This is a genomic window from Leucobacter tardus (assembly GCF_017583045.1).
Classification (GTDB): Bacteria; Actinomycetota; Actinomycetes; order Actinomycetales; family Microbacteriaceae; genus Leucobacter; species Leucobacter tardus.
Map to the genome: position 1 here is coordinate 636796 of NZ_JAGFBF010000001.1, position 21373 is coordinate 658168.

Consider the following 21373-nt stretch of genomic DNA (forward strand, 5'->3'; position numbering starts at 1 on the left):
GAACGCCGTAGGCTGGAGACCGTGCCTCGTCATCTGCGCATCCTCGCGCCCGCCGCGCTGCTGACGGCTACCCTGATCGCGCTGATCGCCGGTCTGTCGATCGGTGGAGCCGGAGCGGAGCGCGCCCTGCTCGACCCCGGAACCGTGGTCCGGTACGGCAACCCGATCGCGCGCACCCTGGTCAACGTGTCCATGGCCGGGCTGATCGGTTCGCTCGTGATGGCCGTGTGGGCGCTCGCGTCCGAGAAGCGGGAGACGCGGATCGCGATGGACTTCGCCGCAGGATCAGCCGCAGCGCTGACGATCTCGAGCGGCGCAGTGCTGATGCTCACCTACGTCGACATCTCGGGACTCAGCTTCTCGGGCGACGCCGCGTTCGGTGCGGGTCTCGCCCAATTCGTCACCGAGGTCGAGCTCGGATCGCTGTGGTTGATCGAGCTGCTGCTCGCCGCGGTGACCACCGTGCTCTGCTTCGCGATCCGCGAGCGCAGACTGACGCTCGTCGTGCTCGTCGCGGCGCTCGCCACGGCCCTGCCGCTCGCGCAGCAGGGGCACGCGGCCGGTGCCTCCGGGCACGCGCAGGCGGTGAACTCGCTGCTCGTGCACCTCGTCGGGGCGTCGGTCTGGCTCGGCGGACTGCTCGTGCTGGTGTTCATCGCGTTCGCCGTGGAGCGCACGCGCCTCGCCGAGATCGTGGCGCGGTACTCGACGCTCGCACTGTTCGCCTTCGTCGGGGTCGCGGCCTCCGGCGTCGTGAGCGCATGGCTCCGTCTCGGGCAGCCGAGCGAACTGTTCACGACCGGGTACGGTCAGCTCGTCATGCTGAAGACCGGGTCGCTGCTCGTGCTCGGTGTGCTCGGCGCAGTGCAGCGGCGCCGGCTGATCCCCCGCATCGCGACGACGAACGGGAGTCGGGCCTTCGCCTGGTTCGTGACCATCGAGCTCGCCGTCATGGGCGTCGCGAGCGGCGTCGCGGGCGCCCTCGGCCGCACCGAGACCCCGGTGTCGCTCGAACCGGCGCGTGATCAGGGATCGACCATCAGCCCCGCCGAGTGGCTCACCGGCGACCCGCTGCCGCCCGAGCTCACCGCGATGAGCTACGTCACCGAGTGGAAGTTCGATCTCGCGTGGACGCTCGTCTGCGTCTTCGGCGCCGCGCTCTACCTCGCCGGCGTGTGGCGGCTGCGCCGCCGCGGCGATGCCTGGCCCGTGGGCCGGACCATCGCGTGGCTGCTCGGCATGGCGCTGCTGTTCTACACGACCAACGGTGCCTTCAACGCCTACGAGCAGTACCTGTTCAGCGTGCACATGCTCGGGCACATGATGTTCACCATGCTGATCCCGCTCGCCCTGGTGCTCGGCGCGCCGGTCACGCTGGCGCTCCGCGGCACCGAGAAGCGACGCGACGGCTCGTGGGGCGGTCGCGAATGGATCATGTGGGGCGTGCAGACCCCGTTCTCGAAACTCGTGACGCATCCCGCGTTCGCGGCCGTGAACTTCGCCGGATCACTCTGGCTCTTCTACTTCACCGGCATCGTGCGGTGGGCGGCCGTCGAGCATCTCGGTCACCAGTGGATGATCATCCACTTCCTGATCTCCGGCTACCTGTTCAGCCTGTCGATGATCGGGATCGATCCCGTGCCGTACCGCTTCCCATACCCGCTGCGCATCGTCACGCTCTTCGCGACCATGGCGTCCCACGCGTTCTTCGGGGTCACGATCATGACGGGCGACAACCTGATCCTCGCCGACTGGTACGGGGCGATGGGCCGCACCTGGGGCGCTCCGCCGCTCGAGGATCAGAACACCGGAGGCGGCATCGCGTGGGGCATCGGCGAGCTGCCGACGCTCGCGCTCGCGCTCATCGTGGCGATGCAGTGGTCTCGTACCGACGCCAAGGAGCAGAAGCGCCGTGATCGCGCCGAGGATCGCTCGGGCGATGCCGAGTTGCACGCCTACAACGAGATGCTCGCCACGCAGGCGAAGCGCGACGCCCGCCTGCGGTAGGGGCGGACGTCGCGCTCGGCTCGCGGCTCAGGTGTGCAGGAGTCGGGATCGGATGAGGAACCGCTGACCCTCGGGGGCCTCGAGCGAGAACCCGCTGCCGCGCCCCGGCACCGTGTCGACGGTGAGGTGCGTGTGCGCCCAGAGGGTGAACTGCTCCGACGACATCCAGAACGCGATCTCACGCGGGCCGGAGGACGACCCGTCGGGCAGGTTCAGCGGATCGAGCTCGAGCGTGCCGAGCAGCACGTCCTGCCCGCCGGTGCGGAACTCGCCCGCCGCGTAGCACATGGGCGAGCTGCCGTCGCAGCACCCGCCGGACTGGTGGAACATCAGCGGACCGTGCAGCTGCCAGAGTCGGTCGATGAGGGCGAGCGCCTCCGGAGTGAAGGCGAGGCGGCTCTCCGTCTCGCCGGCGACCTCCGGCCGTGCCGCAATCGGTTCAGAAGAAGCCATCCGCCGTCTCCCGGTAGCTCACCAGCAGGTTCTTCGTCTGCTGGTAGTGGTCGAGCATCATGAGATGGTTCTCACGTCCGATGCCGCTGGACTTGTAGCCGCCGAACGCCGCGTGCGCCGGGTAGGCGTGATAGTTGTTCACCCAGACGCGGCCCGCCTCGATGGCGCGCCCGGCACGGTAGGCGATGTTGCCGGTCCTGCTCCAGACACCCGCCCCGAGTCCGTAGAGCGTGTCGTTCGCGATGCGGATCGCGTCGTCGAAGTCGGTGAACGTCGTCGCTGAGACGACGGGACCGAAAATCTCCTCCTGGAAGATGCGCATGGAGTTGTCGCCGCGGAAGATCGTCGGCTGGATGTAGAAACCGTCGGCGAATTCGCCGCCGAGGTCGTCGACCCCGCCTCCGATCAGGATCTCGGCGCCCTCCTGACGACCGATGTCGAGGTACGACTTGATCTTCTCGAATTGGTCGTTCGACGCCTGCGCGCCGATCATCGTGTCGGTGTCGAGCGGGTTGCCGCGCGTGATGCGGCTGGTCCGTTCCACAACGGCGTCGAGGAAGTCGGTGGCGATCGATTCCTGGATGAGTGCGCGCGACGGGCAGGTGCACACCTCGCCCTGGTTGAGGGCGAACATCGTGAAGCCCTCTTTCGCCTTGTCGAAGTAGCCGTCGTCCTGGGCCATGACGTCCTCGAAGAAGATGTTCGGGCTCTTGCCGCCGAGCTCGAGGGTGACGGGAATGATGTTGTCGGACGCGTACTGCATGATGAGGCGCCCGGTGGTCGTCTCGCCGGTGAACGCGATCTTCTTGATGCGCTTATTGGAGGCGAGCGGCTTGCCGGCTTCGGCGCCGAACCCGTTCACGATGTTGAGCACGCCGGCCGGCAGGAGGTCGCCGATGAGTTCGGCGAGCACCATGATGGATGCGGGCGTCTGCTCGGCGGGTTTGATGACCACTGCGTTGCCCGCGGCGAGCGCCGGGGCGAGCTTCCAGGTCGCCATGAGGATCGGAAAGTTCCAGGGGATGATCTGGCCCACGACGCCGAGCGGCTCGTGGAAGTGGTACGCGACGAGATCCTCGTCGATCTGCGACAGACCGCCCTCCTGGGCGCGGATCGCTCCGGCGAAGTAGCGGAAGTGATCGATGGCGAGCGGCAGGTCGGCGTTCAGGGTCTCGCGCACCGCTTTGCCGTTGTCCCAGGTCTCGGCGACGGCGAGCATTTCGAGGTTCTGCTCGATGCGGTCGGCGATGCGGTTCAAGATCTGCGCACGTTCGGCGACCGCCGTCTTGCCCCAGGCCGGCGCCGCGGCGTGCGCGGCATCGAGGGCGGCCTCGATATCCGCGGCGGTGCCGCGCGCGATCTCGCAGAAGGCCTTGCCGGTGACGGGGGTGACGTTCTCGAAGTACTGCCCGGAGGCGGGGGCGACCCATTCGCCGCCGATGTAGTGGTCGTAGCGGCTCTTGAACTGGACCAGCGAGTCGGGCTGTCCGGGTGCTGCGTAGGTGGTCATCTGCGATCTCCTTCGACGTCGTTGTCAGGTGCCGGAGAGCCTATGCGGTGCGAGGTTGCACCGACGTTGCACGGGTTGCCCGGGTTGCTCGGGTCAGCCGAGGGACTCGAGGGCCTCGAGGCGTGCGACGGCGCGGGCACGGCGCGGAGAGTGCGGCGGAAGGATCTGGAGGAGCGTCTCCCACACCTCGCGGTCGTCGGGCGCCCAGGCTTCCGCGTAATCGAACAGCGCGTCGACGGCGGCGCTCTGCAGCATGGCTTCGCGCAGGGTCGCGTCGACCTCGTTCCGCAGGTGGATCGCGATCGGCGCGGTCGATCCCGGAACGACCGGACCCTCGTAGGAGGCGAGGGCCATGCGGTGCGCCCCGCGCCCGAGTGTGGCGAGCATCTCGCGCGCATCGATGCGGAGGGCCCCGCTGAGGCGGTAGGGACGCGTACTGATCTCGATACCGACCGCGTGGGCGTCGAGCCAGTGCCTGAGTCGCAGGAGCTCGGGGCGTAGGGTGGCGGCGCTGCCCCGATCGCCGTAGACGACCTCGGCCAGTGCGGCGGCGGACAGGCCGGCGGGCGTCTCAGCCAAGGCGAGCAGGATCTCGGCGTGCCGACTGGTGAGCCGGTGGGTGCCGGAGACGCACGCGAGCACCGGTGTGTGGCGGCCGAGTGTCAGCAGGCGGGGCGCAGGCGATTCGGGATCACGCGGAGTGCGCGTGCGGGGGGCCGCGTCTGCGGCGGGTCTCGCGCTTCTCGCCTGCTCGATGCGCGCCGTCAGCGCCGCGATGCGCAGTTCGGCTTCGACGGCGGCGAGGGTGGCCTCGACGAGGGGCAGCAGGTGCGGGGCCGCGGCGGCGTCTCCGCCCGTGATGTCGACGACGCCGATGATGGCGCCGTTCTCGGGGTCGTGCACCGGTGCCGCGGTGCAGCTCCACTCGTGCACGGCGCGTGAGTAGTGCTCGGGTCCGAGAACCTGGATCGCGTGGTCGAGCGCCAGCGCGCTGCCCGGCGCGCTCGTGCCCACCGCGCGTTCCGACCAGTCGGCGCCGGAGCGGAATCCCATGTCCTCGGCACGCGACCGGAGTCCGGGGTCGCCGTCGACCCAGAGCAGCCGTCCCTCTGCGTCGCCGATCGCGACGATGAACCCCGATTCGGACGCCTGCTCGAAGAGCAGACGTTGCAGGACGGGCAGTACGCGGTCGAGGGGATGGGTGCGGCGCAGCTCGGCGAGTTCATCGGTGTCCACGATCGAGTGCACCGCTCCGCGATCCGGATCGACACCGCGCGACCGGAACCAGGAGTCGAGGACGATCCGCCGCGGGGCGTCCGGAGTGGAGAAGCCAGGCAGCAGGGTGCCAGGGCGCTCCACGATCGGCGGATCGAACACGCCGGGACCCTGCGCGAATTCGGAGATGAAGCGCTCGTGGGCGCGCTCGATCACGCGTCGTCGTTCGAGCGGGGATTCGCCCGGACGCAGAGCCTGCCACACCGTTGTCACGCTCCGACCTCCTCAGCGTGGTCGATGCGTTCGAGCCTACCCGCGACGGCGGCTCGTGGCGAGAGCGCTACCCGCCGGTATGGCCGGCGTCAGTGCCCGTGACGTCGATGCGATGGAAGTTCAGGTGCGACCGCGACGCGGTGGGGCCGCGCTGTCCGAGATAGCGCGAGTGCGTAGCGCCGGAGCCGTAGGGGCGCTCGGCGGGCGACGACAGGCGGAAGAAGCAGAGCTGCCCGATCTTCATTCCGGGCCAGAGGCGGATCGGCAGCGTCGCCATGTTCGAGAGCTCGAGGGTGACGTGCCCTTCGAACCCGGGGTCCACGAACCCGGCGGTCGAGTGGGTGAGGAGACCGAGACGGCCGAGGGAGCTCTTGCCCTCCAGGCGCGCCGCGATGTCATCGGGCAGCGTGACCTGCTCGAAGGTCGACCCCAGTACGAACTCGCCCGGGTGGAGAATGAAGCCTTCGGCGGGATCGACCTCGATGAGACGCGTGAGCTCCGGCTGCTCCTCAGCGGGGTCGATGACGGCGTACTTGTGGTTGTCGAACAACCGGAAATAGCGATCGAGACGCACGTCGACGCTCGATGGCTGCACCATCGAGAGGTCACTCGGGGAGAGGGCGACGCGGCCGGACTCGAGTTCGGCGGTGATATCGCGATCGGAGAGCAGCACCGTGACAGTCTACTGGGTGTCTCCGAACGTGGCGGTGGACCAGATCTCGCAGGTGTCCGTCGCGCCATCGATCGGGCCGGTGACGATGAACAGGAGCTCGGCGATGCGCCCGCCGAGGTCGGCCGTCACCGTGGTCTGCCCGGGGTCGAGCGCGCGGAGACGATAGGAGCGTTCGTAGAGCGCACTGAAGGTCGCGACCGCCTGATCGACCGGGATGAGGAATCGGCGGCCCGCGGCTGCGACGAGGTCTTCGACGATGGCGGCGATGGCGCCCTCGAAGCGCTGCAGGAACTCCGCGAACCCCGGGGCGAGGGCGGCGTCCCGGGTGGCCAGGAGCACGAACTCGGTCTCGAGGAGGAACCAGTCGAGGGTCGGTTCGGTGGGAGCGACGAAGTCGGTGACGTACGCGGCGAGCGTCTGTCGCTCGAGCGGTGTCTCCAGGGTGTGCAAGCGGGGCTCGAGCTCGGCGGCGCGTGTGCGCAGGTTCTCGAGCCGTTTCTCGTGCTCATGCGTGAGCGCAGCGAGGAAGAGTTCCTCCTTGCTCGAGAAGTTGGAGTAGAACGCGCCCCGCGTGAAGCCGGCGCGCGTGCAGATCGACTCGACGGACGCCCCCTGCAGGCCTTCTTCGACGAACACGTCGGTCGCCGCATCGATCAGGCGTGCGCGGGTCTCGCGCCGGCGCGCGGTCGGAGCTGCGTCGTGCGCTGCTTCGGTGATCGAGGAATCCTCCATTCGATCATTCTGGCACGCCGCAGCGCCGTACTCGCGTACCTGGGAGCCTTCTCGATACATCAGTGTATCGAGTCGGATACACTGATGTATCGAACACGCTTGTCCAGCAGAACTGAGCTGCAGCGCGTCACCCGTCCCTCTCGACCGGAAGGCCCCGATGTCGACGTTCCTCTACGCCCTGGCACAGGGGGCGGTGCGCGCGCGCAAGCTCGTGCTCATCATCTGGATCGCCGTGCTCGCGCTGCTCGGCACGAGTGCCGCCGTGTTCGGGCAGGGCGCCAACGCGAGCATCTCCATTCCCGGCACGGAGTCCCAGGAGGCGCTCGACACCCTGGGCCGCACCTTCGAGGAGGTCAGCGGCACCAGCGCCACCATCATCGTCGTGGGAGCGGATGCCGCGCGCGTGGACGCCGATCCGTACCGCGGCGCCATCCTCGACGTGGTCGACGACCTCGAGGCGGCCGACCGGGTGACGGCGGTCACGACGCCGTTCTCCGAACCCCCGGTGGGTCTCTCCGACGACGGAAACGCGGCACTGCTGACGATTCAGATCGATGCGACGTCGGATTCCGTCCCCGACTCCACACTCGAGGTGATCGAGTCGGCGAGCACGACGCTCACCGACGCGCTGCCGGCCGGTGCGCAGGTGTCCTTCGGCGGCGAGGCGTTCTCAGTTGCTGTGCCCGGGGTCTCGCCGACCGAAGCGGTGGGAGTCGTGATCGCGTTCGTCGTGCTGATCCTGACGCTGGGCTCGCTCATCGCCGCGGGCATGCCGATTCTCATCGCGCTCATCGGGGTGGGCGTCTCGATCGCGGCCCTCTTCACCGTCACCGCGTTCATCGAGCTCACCTCGACGACGCCGATGCTGGCGCTCATGCTCGGACTGGCGGTCGGTATCGACTACACCCTGTTCATCGTGAGCCGCCACCAAGAGCAGCTGCGGGCGGGACTCGAGGTCGACGAATCCATCGCGCGTGCGACCGCGACGAGCGGGTCCGCCGTGGTCTTCGCAGGTGTGACGGTCATCATCGCGCTCGTCGGACTCTCGGTCGCGGGCATCCCGTTCCTCACGGCGCTCGGCGTCGCCGCAGCCGCCGCCGTCGCGATCGCGGTACTCATCGCGGTGACCCTCACCCCCGCGATCCTCGGTATGGCGGGCCGCAGGATCCTCCCACGCAAGCAGCGTGAGGCCGCGCCGCAGACGACGCCCCGCGCCGGGTTCGCCGAACGATTCTTCGGGCGCTGGGTCGACGGTGCGACGAAGCGTCCCCTCATCACGCTGCTCGCCGGTCTCGCGCTGCTCATCGTGGCCGCCATTCCGGCACTCGATCTCCGGCTCGCGCTGCCGAACGCGACATCGTTGCCCGAGGACGACCCGGCCAGAGTGACCTACGAGCTCACCGGTGAGCACTACGGCGAGGGCTACAACGGTCCGCTCATCCTCACGGGATCGATCATCACGAGCGAGGACCCGGTCGGGCTCATGGTCGACGTCGCCGATGCGGTGCGCGACGTGCCTGGCGTCGCCGATGTCCCGCTCGCGACACCGAACCCCGGTGCCGACACCGGCATCGTGCAGGTCGTGCCCGACGGGGGCCCGCACGCCGAGAGCACAGCCGAGTTGGTGCAGACGCTTCGCGATCACCACGATGAGTGGGAGAAGGAGTTCGGGGTCAGCCTCGCCGTGACGGGATTCACGGCGGTCGGCATCGACGTCTCGAACATGCTGCTGCACGCGCTCATCCCGTTCGGCGCTTTCGTGGTCGGACTGTCGCTGATCCTCCTCACCATTGTCTTCCGGTCGATCTGGGTGCCCATCAAGGCGACCCTGGGGTTCCTCTTCTCGGTCGGCGCCGCGTTCGGCGCCGTCGTCGCGGTCTTCGAGTGGGGGTGGTTGCAAGACCTGTTGCACGTGCCGTCCACGGGACCGGTGCTCAGCTTCATGCCGATTATCTTGATGGGCGTGCTCTTCGGACTCGCGATGGACTACGAGTTGTTCCTGGTCTCGCGCATCCGCGAGGAGCACGTGCACGGCGCGGACGCGCAGACCGCGATCAGGCGCGGCTTCATCGGATCGGGGCGCGTCGTCACTGCGGCCGCGCTCATCATGTTCGCCGTCTTCGCCGCGTTCGTGCCCGAGGGAGATCCCTCCATCAAGGTCATCGCACTCGGCCTCGCCGTCGGCGTCTTCGTCGACGCGTTCATCGTGCGCATGACTCTCGTGCCCGCCGCACTCGCGTTGCTCGGAGAACGCGCGTGGCGGATGCCGCGCTGGCTGGATCGCGTGCTCCCCTCGTTCGACGTCGAGGGTGAGGGCATCGCCCGAGAGCTCGCTCATCGCGGGTGGCCGGTCGACATGCCGGACGCGCGCATCGCCTCCAAGGATCTGATCGTCGCCGGACATAGGATCCCCGATATCCGTCTCGGATCGGGCGAGGCGCTCGTGCTCGATCCCGCGAGCCGCGCGACCGCACCGTTGACGCAGGCGCTCACGGGCCGGCGTGCCCCGGAGTCCGGCACGCTCACCGTGACCGGTCTGATCCTGCCCGAACGCGCGGCCACACTGCGATCGCGTGCCGCCGACGCCGATCCGATGACGCTGCGCGCCGCGCTGCACGACCGGCCGTCCCTCATCGTGCTCGACCTGCGCTCGGCGCTCGCCGCACCCGAAATCGCCGGCATCCCGGCGATGCGCTCGGCACTCGAGGGCCGAGCGGTCGAGGCAGAGCGCGGCAGCGCACCGCCCGTGACCATCGTCATCGTCGGCACCTCTCAGCTCGCGGAGCAGATCCTCCCGTCTGGCACCCGCATCACCTCCGTCACCGAGAAGCAGGAAGTCGTCCGATGACCTCACGCACCCCCTTCCACCTGCAGCGCCGCGGCGGCCGACCAGCCCGATGGAGCACCGTGCTGGGCGTGATCCTCGTGCCGCTCACGATCGCGGGCGTGCTGCTCTGGGGGCTCTGGAACCCGCAGGACCGGCTCGACACCGTCTCGGCCGCGGTCGTGAACCTCGACGAGCCCGCGGAGGTCGACGGACAGACCGTGCCGCTCGGGCGGCTCCTCGCGGGTGAACTCATCGGGGACGGCAGCGACGACGATGCGCAGAACTTCAGCTGGCAGCTCACGGACGCCAGCGAGGCGGCCGCCGGTCTCGACGCGGGCCGGTACGCGACGGTCGTGACGATCCCCGAGAACTTCTCGAGCGCCGCGACCTCGCTCTCCTCCGATCCCGAGAACCCGGAACAGGCCCGCATCACGGTCGACTCGAGCGACCGCGGCCGGCTCATCGACAACGCGCTCACCGGTGTCGTCACCGCGACCGCGACCTCCCTGCTGAATCAGCAGCTCGGCGAGCAGTTCGTCGGCGGCGTCTTCGTCGGCATGACCGAGATCGGCAACGGCGTCGGCGCAGCGGCGGACGGCGCGCGCGAGCTCGCCGACGGGGGCACCCAGCTCGCCGGCGGCGCTTCGCAGCTCGCCGACGGAACCGAACAGCTCGTGACCGGCACCGACGAGCTCTCTCGCGGCGCGAACGAACTCGCGGGGGGTGCGAACGAGGCGGCATCGGGCGTACAGCAGCTGGCGAGCGGTATGGCCGCGTTCGCCGGCGGCGTCGGTGAGTTCGCGGCGGGCGCGCGCACGGCCGCCACGGGGCAGCAGCAGCTCGCGGACGGCGTACGGGAGTACACGGGCGGCGTCAATCAGGCGATCGATGCCATCGCGCCCGGCGCAGCCGAGGTGCAGGAGCAGCTCGGCGGACTCATCGCCGCGATCGAGGGCGGCGCGATCCCGGTGCCCGATGAGCAGCGGGAGCAGGTGCTCGTGGAACTGCGAGCGGCCCAGTCCGGGCTCGGCGACGGCATCGGACAGCTCGGCACGCTGCGCGCCTCGGGGGAGCAGCTCGCGACTGCGGCTCAGCAGTCCGCCGATGGTTCGGCCGAACTCGCGACTGCGGCCGAGGGTCTCGCCGGCGGTGCGCACGAACTCTCGGCCGGAGCGCAGACCGCCGCCGGAGGCGTGTCGCAGCTCGCGGGCGGTGCGGGAGCGCTCGCCGGCGGCACATCGCAGCTCGCCTCCCAGACGCCCGAACTCGCCGCGGGCGCCTCGCAGCTGGCGACCGGCACGCGCGCCTCGGCCGACGGTGCCGGCGATCTCGCCGACGGCCTCGTCGACGCGCGCCAGCAGATTCCCGACTACTCGGAGTCCGAGCGCGACCGGATCGCCGAGACGGCGATCACCCCGGTGTCCGCCGAGGGTGAGAGCGGCGACCTGTTCACCGCCGCCGGAGCGCCGCTCTTCGCCGGTATCGCCCTGTGGGCGGGCGGGCTCGCGATGTTCCTCCTGCTCGCGCCGCTCTGGCGACGGACACGTGAGGCTGCGCTCGGCGTGGGCCGGATCACAATGCACAGCATCGTCCCGGCACTCGCGCTCGGCGCCGCGCAGGGTGCGATCGCCGGAATCGTGCTGCCCGTCGCGCTCGGGTACGAGCCCGGTCAGGCGCTGCGATTCGCCGGACTGGCACTGCTCGCCGGCGTCGTCTTCGGCCTCGTCAACCAGGGACTCTCGGCGCTGCTCGGCGGGTTCGGGCGCTTCATCGCCTTCCTGCTGCTCGTGGTCGCCTTCGCCGTCGGGGTGGTGGCGACCGTACCCGGACCGCTGCAGACGATCGGCGGGGCGAGCCCGGTCGGGGCGGCCCTCGACGGATTCGGTGCGGTCGCCACCGGCGCCTCCGGCACCGGGCTCGCGGTCTTCCTGCTCGTGCTCTGGGGGCTCTCCGGCATCGTGCTGACCGCATTCGCCGTCGTGCGCGAGCGTCGGACGACGCGCCCCGTCTGAGACCGACGGGGTGCGATCCTGGTGAACCGGGGGATGCCGTCGCCGTCCGAATTCCCTAGGCTCGGAGTATGAGCATGCGAGCGATTGTTGCGAACGAGATCGGCGGCCCCGAGGTGCTGCGTGTCGAGGAGCGGGAGGAGCCGTCGGCCGGCGCCGGCCAGCTGCTCGTCCGCACCGCCGCGACGGGCGTGAACTTCATCGAGACGTACCAGCGGTCGGGCACCTACGACGTGCCGCTCCCGTTCACCCCGGGCGGAGAGGCGTCGGGAACCGTCATCGCCGTCGGTGACGGCGTCACCGGGTTTTCGGTCGGCGACCGCGTGACCACGGCGGAAGCATCCGCCACGTACGCCGAGCAGTTCGTGGTCGACGCGACGAAAGCCGTCGGCGTTCCGGAGGGCCTGGCTCTCGACGCGGCCGGCGCGCTGCCGTTGCAGGGCGTGACCGCCCACTACCTGGCGAACTCATCGGCGCACCCCGAGTCCGACGAGACCGTGATCGTACACGCCGGTGCCGGCGGGGTCGGACTGCTGCTCACGCAGCTGCTGTCGGCACGCGGCGTCCGGGTCCTCACCACGGTCTCCACCCCCGAGAAGGCCGAACTGAGCCTCGGTGCGGGTGCCAGCGAGGTGCTCGGCTACGACGATTTCGCCGAGCGGGCCCGAGAGCTCACGAACGGGGAGGGCGTCTCCGTGGTCTACGACGGCGTCGGAGCGCGGACCTTCGACGACTCGCTCAGCGCGTTGCGGGTGCGGGGTGCGCTCGTGCTGTTCGGCGCGGCGAGCGGACCGGTACCGGCCCTCGACCCGCAGCGCCTGAACGCGGCGGGATCCGTCACGCTGACGCGCCCCTCCATGGGGCACTTCCTGCGGACGCCCGAGGAGCGGGCCTGGCGCTACACCGAGCTCTTCGACGCGATGCAGGCGGGGCAGCTGCAGGTGCGGATCGGCGCGCGATTCCCGCTCGCCGAGGCCGCCGAGGCGCACCGCGCCCTTGAGGGGCGCCGGACCACCGGCAAGGTGATCCTCGAACCGTAGGGGCCGCCGGCCTCCGGCCGTCCGCCGGGTCGCTCAGGGGACCCGGCGGATCCACTCCTCCGTGCTGAACTTGCGTTCGACGAGACGTTCGGCGGCATCGTACTCGGTCTCGGTGACCTCGCTCATGACCCCGCCGTGGCGCGCGCGGAACACCTCGATCATCTTCGCGATGATGTCCTCCCGGCTCAGCCCCGTCTGGCTGCGGAGCGGGTCCACCCGCTTCTGGGCGCTCGCCGTCCCCTTGTCCGAGAGCTTCTCGCGTCCGATGCGGAGCACGCGCGCCATCTTCTCACCGTCCATGTCGTAGGCCATGGTGACGTGGTGCAGGACCGCGCCCGACGCCAGCCGCTTCTGCGCGGCTCCGCCGATCTTGCCGTGCGGGCTCGTGATGTCGTTGAGCGGCTTGTACACGGCGTCGATGCCGAGTGCCTTCAGCGCTTCGAGCACCCACTCGTCGAGGTACGCGTACGAGTCGGCGAAGCTCATGCCCCGCACGAGCTCGCCCGGCACGTAGAGGGCGTAGGTGATGCACTCGGCCGGATCCATGAGCATCGCGCCACCGCCCGAGATGCGACGCACGATGCCGAAGCCGTGCTCGGCGGCGGACTCCTCGTCGACCTCGTTCTTGACGGACTGGAAGCTGCCGATGAAGACGGCGGGCGCATTCCACTCCCAGATGCGCAGCGTGGGGCCACGGAGGCCCTCGCCGACCGCGGTCGCGAGCACCTCGTCGAGCGCAGCGTTCAGCGCCGGGGCCACGGGCGGCTCGTGCAGGATCTGCCAGTCGTAGTCGCGCCAGTGCGCGGCGCCCGTCACGGCGCGCCGTACCGCGATCGCGACCGACTCGGGGGTGAACCCGAGCAGGTGCGCGTCGGCGGGCAGTGCGGCCGAAATCGCGGCCGCGGTCTGCTCGAGCGTACTGTTCGGGGTGAGCCCGGTGACCGCACGATTGATATCGAGGAGCACCTCGTCCGGTTCGAGGAAGAAGTCGCCCGAGAGCTGGAAGTCCTGGATCACTCCGTCCACGATCTCGAAGTCGACGACCACGAGTTTTCCACCCGGGACCTTGTATTCGCCGTGCATGCTCGCCTCCCGCACTCTGTTTCCCCCAGCGTACTCCGCCAGCGGCGCTCAGTCCTCGCCGATTCGATCCTCCATCCAGGTGATGAGGTCGGCGGTCACCTCTGCGCGCTCGAGCTCGTTGAGCAGCTCGTGACGCGATCCCGGGTACACCTTCACCGTGACGTCGCGCACGCCCCGGGCCCGGTAGGCGTCGGCGAGCGACTGCAGGTGGTGCTCGCCGCGATGCAGGGGGTCATCGGCGCCCGAGACGATGCGGATCGGCACGTCGGTCGCGAGCCCCGCGGCCGGCACGCCGAACAGTCGCAGCGCGTCGGAGACGCCGAACAGCTTCACCAGGTTCGCCTCGAAGCACAGCGGGTCGGCCGCGAACGACCGTGCGACCTCGGGATCCCGGCTGAGCCACGCGAATCCCGTCTCGTCCTCCGCGGCCCATCGTGCATTGAGCTTGCCGCTCTCCATGCCCCGCGGGGTGCGATGCGCGGTGCCCGAGAGGACGAGCGCGTCCCACTCGCGGGGGTGATGATTCAGGATCCGCTGCGCCATCAGTGAACCCCACGAGTGCGCGAACATGACGATCGGCAGGCCGGGGTGGCGATCCCGAACGAGTGCCGTGAGCTGACGGATCGCGGCCTCGGTCGCGCGGAGCCCACCCGGCCCCAGCCTCCCGAGTCGCGAGAGGTCGCCGTTCCACTGCCGCTTCCCCGTCTCACCGTGGCCGCGGTGATCGTCGGCGTACACCGTGAATCCCGCCGCCCGCAGCTGCTCCGCGAAGGCCGCGTATCTGCCCGAGTGCTCCCCGACGCCGTGCGCGATCTGCACGACGCCGATCGGCTCCTGCGCGGCCCACTCGCGCGTCCAGATCTCGACGCCGTGCGCGTCGGTGTAGGTGAAGTGTGCGCTCATGCCCCCATTCTGTCTGGCGCGTCTGCGCGCGGCCACCACGAGCCGGCCGAGCTGGCTCTACGATGAGATCATGACGGACCTCATCATCCACAACGTGCGCATCCGCACCATGGCGCCCGACGCGAGTGTCTCCGAGCACACCGCCGTCGCGATCGCCGATGGGAAGATCTCGGCTCTCGGCAGTGACGCCGAGATCCTCAGCCTCGAGAGCGGTGCGCTCGAGGTCGTCGACGCCCGCGGTGCCACGCTCACCCCCGGCCTCATCGACTCCCACCTCCACCCCGTGTGGGGTGCCGAGCTGACCGTCGGCGTCGACCTCGGCGGTATCACCGACATCTCCGAGGCGCGACGCGCGCTCGCGGCCGAAGCCGAGGGACGCGGACCGGACGAGTGGGTGCGCGGGTGGAACCTCGACTACAAGGTCTTCAGCAGCGCAGGACTCGACGGAAGCATTCGCGGCGACCTCTTCGACGACGCCGTGGACGGCCGCCCGCTGGCGCTCGTCTGCTACGACCTGCACACGGGTGTCGGCAACGCCGCCGCGCTCGCCGCAGCGGGCATCGACGGATCGGAGCGCTTCGCCGACGCGAGCGAGGTCGTCACCGATGCCTCGGGTGCCCCGACCGGGGAACTCAGCGAGATTCCGGCGTACATGATGCTCCTCGACCGCATCCCGGGAGCCGACGCATCGACGATCGCTCAGCGCACCCGGGGCGTTCTCTCGGCGATGGCCGCCACGGGGGTCACCGGCGCGGCGGTCATGGACGGGAGAGAGTCGACACTCGACGTCCTCGAGACGATCGAGCGCGACCTCGACGGTCTGCCCGTCCGCCTGCACATCGCGATGTGGCACCAGCCGGGCGACGGCGACGACCGCGTGGAGACGCTGAAGAGCATGTACGGTCGCCGCGGAGATCGCTACGCCGTCTCGATGATCAAGATCTTCATCGACGGCGTCATCGACACCGGCACGGCGTGGTTGCACGAGCCCGACTCGTCGGGTGAGTCGCAGGTGCCCTTCTGGGGGTCGATGGACCGCTACGCCGAGGTGGTCCGCGCCTATCATGACGCCGGCTACCAGGTGGCCACGCACTCCTGCGGCGACGCCGGAGTCGCCGCGGTCGTCGACGTCTACCGTTCGCTCGGCGGGCCGGCGGCGAACGGCGCTCCGCACCGGATCGAGCACCTCGAGACCATGACCGATGGCGATGTCGACGCCGTCGTCGAGAGTGGGGTGATCGCGTCGATGCAGCCCCTCCACATGCAGTGGCGCGAAGGCGACGGCTCGGACTCGTGGGCGGTGCGACTCGGTCCGGACCGCATGAGCCACGGGTTCCGCGTGCGCGACGTCATCGACCGCGGCGGACACGTGGTGCTCGGATCGGATTGGCCGGTCGCCCAGAACGACGCCAGACTCGGCATGGCGTGGTCGCGCCTGCGGCGGCTGCCCGGGGATCTCGATGCCCCCGTCTTCGAGCCCGAGCAGCGACTGACCGCCGAGGAGACCCTCCTCGGGTACACCCGGTGGGCGGCTGAAGCGCTCGGGCGAGACGATCTCGGCGTCATCGCACCCGGCGCGGTCGCCGACCTCGCTCTCTGGGGCGACGACCCCGTGACGAGCGACAGCGACGGTCTCACCGACATCCCCGTGCTCATGACCGTCATCGATGGAGTTCCGGTGCACCGCGAGGAGTCCGCGGCGTAACCGACGCGGATGCGCTGCAGCTCCCGCAACGACGACGGGCCCTTCCTGAACGATCAGGAAGGGCCCGTGTGCTGGAGGGGATGACGGGAATCGAACCCGCGCTATCAGCTTGGGAAGCTGAAGTTCTACCATTGAACTACATCCCCGCGATGGGGTGCCGGCGCGTGCGGCCGCCGACGTCTCCACACTAGCAGAACCCGCGATCGGCGAAACTCAGTGCACCGAGAAGCCGCCGTCCACCGCGAGGGTCTGGCCCGTGATGTACGCCGAGGCGGGTCCGGCGAGAAAGACGGCCGCGCCCGCGAAATCGTCGGGCACCCCGTTGCGGCCGACGAGCGTTCGCGCCGCGAGCGCTTCGACCGTCGCGGGGTTGGACGAGAGCCGCGCATTGAGGGGCGTCTGCACGAATCCCGGCATCAGCACGTTGGCGGTGACGCCGCGCGACGACCAGGCCTCGGCCTGCGAGCGGGCGAGCGCCTCGACCCCGGCCTTCGAGACCCCGTACGCTCCGCTCGCGGCGAAGGGGCGATGCGCCTGCTGCGAGCTGATGTGGATGATGCGGCCCGCACCCCGCTCGGCCATTCCCGGCGCGAGACGCTGCCCGAGGATGAAGGGCGCTGTGAGGTTCACCGCCATCGTCGCGTCCCAGGTCGCCTCGTCGAGCTCGGGCAGCGGCGGTCGCAGATTGATCCCCGCGGAGTTGACGAGGATGTCGACGGGGCCGACAGCATCGGCGAGCGCGTGGACCCCGGACCGGGTCGACAGATCGGCCGGCTGCGCCGCGATACGGGATCCCGCATCGGTACCCGCCGCGACGACCTCATCGAGCGCACCGGAAGTGCGTGCAGCGACGACGACGTCGGCACCGGCCGACCCGAGGGCCAGCGCGATGGCGCGGCCGATCCCCGAACTGCCTCCGGTGACGAGCGCTCGTCTGCCGCCGAGGCCGAACAGCTGCGTGAGCGCCGACGGCGTCGCCGAGGTTCCCATGTCTACTGGCAGACGGCCGCTTCGCTGAGCGCTTCGGCCTGACCGTCGACCGTCCACGGAACCTCCATGGCGACGCCGTTCTCGGCACTGATCGATGCGAGCTGGAACGCGAGGTTCCGGGCGAAGCCTCCGCCCGCGCTCGAGTTGTTCAGAGCGACGACCACGGTGTAGCCGGTCTCGGGGTCCTGGTACGCCGCGCTGATCGTGCCGGGAACCGCGCCCGCCATGCCGTACAGGGGGCCGACGTTCTCGACGCCGAAGCTCCAGCGCTCCTGCGTGGGGCTGGCCTCGGGCTCGTCGCCGACGGGCTCACCGTTCTCGTCGCGCTCGGGGTTTTCCGTCGGCACGGCATCGGTGAGCAGCGGCGTGGTCTCTTCGGTGCCGAAAGCTCCACCGAAGTACTGGTCGTAGAAGTTCTTCATGTCGGTGACGGTCGTGACCGTCGACGACGCGGTGCCGAAGATGGTGGGCGAGACCTGCGTCATATCGACCGGGTCGACGTCGCAGACCGGATCGCTGCCCGACAGCGGGTAGGACTTGCCGATCAGCGCGTCGCCGCGCACCTCGAGCTCATTGTTCGCCGGGACGTAGCTGGCGCCCATGCTCGCCGGCTCGAAGACGCGGTCGCGCATCATGTTGGCGACGCTCTCGTGCTGCCCGACATTGAGCGCCCGGCCGAGCAGCAACGCGTTGGCATCGGAGCGGTGGATGTCGAGTCCCGGCCATGACAGCGGGGAGTTCACGAGCGACTGGGCGAGGAGCTCGCGGTCGGTCCAGGGGCGAGTCGGGTTGTCGACGTTGATGTTGCGGAACGCGCCCTTGAAGTCGGCGAGGCCGGACGTCTGCTTGCAGAGCTGTTCATACGTCGTCTCGCCGATGCCGACCTGGCGGGTGAGATCGTCGGCCACCTGCTCCTCGAGCGCGACGTTGCCATCGGCGACGTGCGAGAGCAGGAGCGCGCACATCATCGGCTGCGAGGTCTGCGCGGCGCGGAACCGTGCGCTGGAGTCGAGCTCCTCATCGCCGTACGCGCGCACGTACTCGCCGCTCTCCGGAGTCCACACGCCCACGATGGCGCTGTCGGACCGGCTGAGCTCCATCGCCGTGGCGATCGCGTCGTCGACGCTGCCCGAGAATCCGTCACTGACCGTCGCGACGTCGGTCGAACCGCCGCCTCCGTCACCGCCGGTGCACCCTGTCAGGGCGAGTCCCGTGATGGCGATCGCGCCGATCGCTCCGAGGCGCGCGCGTCGTCCGAGCCGAGGGATCACTGAACCGCCAATCGTCAACAGGGTATGGACTCCCGTGAGTCTACTGCGTCACAGGTGAAAATTTTCGCCCCGCGCGGGCCCGCGCGACACTACAGTGGAGCCGTGAAGAGTTTTGACCCGACCATTGTCGCGGGTGTGACGGGCCACATGAACGGCGACCACCCGGAGGACAACCTGTTGATCGCTCGAGCGTTCGGCGCTCCCGAGGCGGTGGGCAGCGAGATGATCGGTGTCGAAGAATCCGCCGGTGTCTGGCGCATCAGTGATGAGACCGGTGCTCGCGAGCTCCGCGTCGCCTGGCCGAGCGGACGCATCACGCAGCGCCCCCAGATTCGCACCGAGGTCGTGCGGCTGTACCAGGATGCCTGCGCGAAGCTCGGCGTCGAACCGCGAGACGAGCACGGGGCGACGCCGGCGTCGGCCGCGGTGCCCGCTGCTGCGATGTCCACTGCGTCCGGAGCCGCCGCTGCGGGATCCGCCGACGCTACGGGACCCGACGCCACCGCTGCGTCCGGCGCGCCCGACGAGATTCCCCCGTTCTCCCGGCTGTTGCGCGAGAGCACGTGGGCGGATCACTCCGACAGCGAGGGTGCGGGCTTCATGGAACGCATCATGCGCGGCGAGGGGTCGCTCGACGACTATGTCGCGCTCGTCGCTCAGCACTACTTCATGTACGAGGCGATCGAGTCGGCGGCCGGGAACTTCGCGGATGAGCCTGCGCTCGCCGTGATCCACCCGGTGGGCCTCGCCCGTATGGAAGCGGTCGAGGCCGATCTGCGGCACCTCATCGGAGAGGACTGGCGCGACCGTATCTTCGCGCTCCCGGCGGTCGCCCGCTACGCCGACCGGATTCGCGAGGTCGCGGACGCCGGGTGGTTCCCCGGCTACGTGGCGCACCATTACACCCGCTACCTCGGCGACCTGTCGGGCGGTCAGTACATCGCCCGCCGCGTCGCCAAGCAGCACGGGTTCGCGGGGCCCGGCGTCGAGTTCTACGCGTTCCCCCTGCTGGGCGAGCTCACCGAGTTCAAGGAGCGCTACCGCCGTGCCCTCGATCAGCTCGGAGACCGGCTCACCGCGGAGGAGCGGGATCGCATGATCGCCGAGGTGCGCGACGCGTATCGGTTCAACACCGAGGCGTTCGTCGACCTCGCGCGGGCGGCCGAGCGCGCCTGACGCTCCGCGATCGCCGGGCGGGCAGCCGGGATCGGACGCAGCGCGCCCCTACGCGCCGAGCGACGCCAACCGCGACTGCATGAAGCGCGTCACGTTGGGGTCGACGATGACATCGCGCGGCTGCAGCGGGCGCTGCAGGAACAGTCCGTCCAGGGTGCGCACCCGACTGAGGGCGACATAGGTCTGGCCGGCGCTGAACGCGCGGGGTCCGAGGTCCACGGTGGCGGCGTCGTAGGTGTGCCCCTGCGATTTGTGGATCGTGACCGCCCAGGCGAGCCGCAGCGGGAACTGCTCGAACTCGGCCACGACCTCTTTCTCGAGCTTCTTCGTGTCGGAGTCGTAGCGGTAGCGATACCGCTCCCACACCGTCGGTTCGACCTCGAACTCCTCGTCGCCGACCTCGACCCAGACGGTGTCCTTGATCCGCGACACCGTGCCGATCGTGCCGTTCACCCACCGTCCGTCCGAGTCATTCCTGAGGAACATGACCTGAGCGCCCGGCTTCAGTTCGAGGACCTCGTCGGCCGGGTACATGTTCTCGCGGAACTCGCCCGTGATGTCGGCGACGGCGCGGAGCGAGGACCCGCCGATCCCCGCGAGTCGCTGCTGATTGATGCGGTTGACCGTCGCATTCGTCGTCGCGAGGGTGAGCACGTCTTCGGGGGGCGTTCGGGCTCCCGCCGAGTTCAGCTCCTCGGCCATGTCGGCGGTGACCTCGCCGAACCGGACCGCTCCGAGGATCTGCTTGAAGCGATCGTCGCGCTGGCGGTGCACTTCGGTGAGCTCGACCACCGTGAGCGGCACCTGACTCCAGACCCTGGCGTCGAAGAACCACAGCGACCGGTAGGTGTCGGCGAAGAACGCGCGCTCGTGCGGGTCGCGCGGCGGTACCGGGGGCAGCTGATACGGATCGCCGAACATGATGATCTGCGCCCCGCCGAACGGGTCGTGCTTCTTGCCCCTCGCCTGCCTGAGCGCACGATCGATCGCGTCCATGAGGTCGGCGGAGACCATCGATATCTCGTCGATGACGAGGGTGTCGATCGCCGCGAGCATCTTCTTGAGTTCGCTCGGCTGGTCGAGGTCGTGGTCGGCGATGACCCCGGTCGGCAGACGCAGCAGCGAGTGGATGGTCTGGCCCCCGACGTTGAGCGCCGCGACGCCGGTCGGGGCGCAGACCGCGATGATCTTGCTCGTGTTCCACGAAAGGTGGTTCAGGATCGTCGACTTGCCGGTGCCGGCGCGACCGGTGATGAACAGGTGCTCCCGCGTGTGCTCGATGCGCTCGTAGACGGCGAGCTGCTCGGGGCTGAGTTCGGGTCTGGGCACGCGCCCATGTTAGCGTCCATGCCTTCCAGCTGAGAGTTGAGTGAGTTTGACTCAACTTTCAATCCCTCGACTTGACGGAGCATATCCGCGGAGTAAACTTGAGTGCATCAGGCTCAACTCGGCTACATCGGCCGAGGCAGGGCTGACACGCCAGGGGCGTCGCCGAGCGACCACCCC

General features: G+C 69.5%; 16 protein-coding genes and 1 tRNA gene. 6 read left to right on the plus strand and 11 right to left on the minus strand.

All coding sequences use genetic code 11. The features are described from left to right. Positions 1-21: 21 nt before the first annotated feature. Positions 22-2007, plus strand: a complete 1986-nt coding sequence (locus J4H85_RS03065) for a bifunctional copper resistance protein CopD/cytochrome c oxidase assembly protein (protein WP_208236759.1) — start codon at positions 22-24, stop codon at positions 2005-2007. A 27-nt stretch (positions 2008-2034) separates the two neighbouring features. Here the strand turns inward: J4H85_RS03065 and J4H85_RS03070 are convergent, their stop codons facing one another. The 5 genes from J4H85_RS03070 to J4H85_RS03090 all read right to left on the minus strand — a co-directional run bounded on the left by J4H85_RS03070 (position 2035) and on the right by J4H85_RS03090 (position 6863). After that, a complete protein-coding gene (locus J4H85_RS03070; protein WP_208236761.1) occupies positions 2035-2460 on the minus strand; it encodes a DUF779 domain-containing protein in 426 nt (141 codons plus the stop codon). Continuing rightward, a complete protein-coding gene (exaC, locus tag J4H85_RS03075) occupies positions 2447-3970 on the minus strand; it encodes an acetaldehyde dehydrogenase ExaC (RefSeq protein WP_208236764.1) in 1524 nt (507 codons plus the stop codon). The genes J4H85_RS03070 and exaC overlap by 14 nt, the downstream gene beginning before the upstream one ends. 93 nt (positions 3971-4063) lie before the next feature. Continuing rightward, the gene (locus J4H85_RS03080) at positions 4064-5458 is read right to left on the minus strand and encodes a sigma-54-dependent transcriptional regulator family protein (protein ID WP_208236766.1); all 1395 of its coding nucleotides are present in this window, start codon (positions 5456-5458) and stop codon (positions 4064-4066) included. A 67-nt stretch (positions 5459-5525) separates the two neighbouring features. After that, positions 5526-6131, minus strand: coding sequence for a dCTP deaminase (gene dcd, locus J4H85_RS03085; RefSeq protein WP_208236768.1), 606 nt, complete (start codon positions 6129-6131; stop codon positions 5526-5528). A gap of 9 nt (positions 6132-6140) precedes the next feature. Next, on the minus strand, positions 6141-6863 hold the full coding sequence (locus tag J4H85_RS03090) for a TetR/AcrR family transcriptional regulator (protein WP_208236770.1): 723 nt from the start codon (positions 6861-6863) through the stop codon (positions 6141-6143). A 157-nt stretch (positions 6864-7020) separates the two neighbouring features. On the opposite strand from J4H85_RS03090, the gene J4H85_RS03095 reads away from it, so the two are divergent. The 3 genes from J4H85_RS03095 to J4H85_RS03105 all read left to right on the plus strand — a co-directional run bounded on the left by J4H85_RS03095 (position 7021) and on the right by J4H85_RS03105 (position 12739). Beyond that, on the plus strand, positions 7021-9711 hold the full coding sequence (locus J4H85_RS03095; protein WP_208236772.1) for an MMPL family transporter: 2691 nt from the start codon (positions 7021-7023) through the stop codon (positions 9709-9711). Then, entirely contained in the window at positions 9708-11702 is a 1995-nt protein-coding gene (locus J4H85_RS03100) for a YhgE/Pip family protein (RefSeq protein WP_208236774.1), read from the plus strand. Before J4H85_RS03095 ends, J4H85_RS03100 begins: the two co-directional genes overlap by 4 nt. A 74-nt stretch (positions 11703-11776) precedes the next feature. Continuing rightward, positions 11777-12739, plus strand: a complete 963-nt coding sequence (locus J4H85_RS03105) for a quinone oxidoreductase family protein (protein WP_208237332.1) — start codon at positions 11777-11779, stop codon at positions 12737-12739. A gap of 33 nt (positions 12740-12772) precedes the next feature. Here the strand turns inward: J4H85_RS03105 and lplAB are convergent, their stop codons facing one another. Both lplAB and J4H85_RS03115 read right to left on the minus strand, forming a co-directional pair. Further along, positions 12773-13822 carry a lipoate-protein ligase LplAB gene (lplAB, locus tag J4H85_RS03110; RefSeq protein WP_208236776.1) on the minus strand — a complete coding sequence of 350 codons (1050 nt, stop codon included), beginning with the start codon at positions 13820-13822 and terminating at the stop codon, positions 12773-12775. Positions 13823-13870: 48 nt separating this feature from the next. Further along, on the minus strand, positions 13871-14725 hold the full coding sequence (locus J4H85_RS03115; RefSeq protein ID WP_208236778.1) for an alpha/beta fold hydrolase: 855 nt from the start codon (positions 14723-14725) through the stop codon (positions 13871-13873). On the opposite strand from J4H85_RS03115, the gene J4H85_RS03120 reads away from it, so the two are divergent. Beyond that, a complete protein-coding gene (locus J4H85_RS03120) occupies positions 14724-16430 on the plus strand; it encodes an amidohydrolase (RefSeq protein WP_208236780.1) in 1707 nt (568 codons plus the stop codon). The two genes, J4H85_RS03115 and J4H85_RS03120, sit on opposite strands and share 2 nt — an antisense overlap. 72 nt (positions 16431-16502) lie before the next feature. Here J4H85_RS03120 and J4H85_RS03125 read toward each other — a convergent pair. The 3 genes from J4H85_RS03125 to J4H85_RS03135 form a co-directional block, all read right to left on the minus strand. After that, positions 16503-16576 (minus strand) — tRNA-Gly (locus J4H85_RS03125). A gap of 67 nt (positions 16577-16643) precedes the next feature. After that, entirely contained in the window at positions 16644-17420 is a 777-nt protein-coding gene (locus J4H85_RS03130; protein WP_208236782.1) for an SDR family NAD(P)-dependent oxidoreductase, read from the minus strand. A 2-nt stretch (positions 17421-17422) separates the two neighbouring features. Then, entirely contained in the window at positions 17423-18691 is a 1269-nt protein-coding gene (locus tag J4H85_RS03135; RefSeq protein WP_208236784.1) for a serine hydrolase, read from the minus strand. 102 nt (positions 18692-18793) lie between these two features. Between J4H85_RS03135 and J4H85_RS14235 the strand changes: the two genes are divergently transcribed. Continuing rightward, positions 18794-19867, plus strand: a complete 1074-nt coding sequence (locus J4H85_RS14235) for a biliverdin-producing heme oxygenase (protein ID WP_307863357.1) — start codon at positions 18794-18796, stop codon at positions 19865-19867. A gap of 48 nt (positions 19868-19915) precedes the next feature. On the opposite strand, the gene J4H85_RS03145 is transcribed toward J4H85_RS14235, so the two are convergent. Next, on the minus strand, positions 19916-21196 hold the full coding sequence (locus tag J4H85_RS03145; RefSeq protein ID WP_208236786.1) for an ATP-dependent DNA helicase: 1281 nt from the start codon (positions 21194-21196) through the stop codon (positions 19916-19918). Positions 21197-21373: the final 177 nt, after the last annotated feature.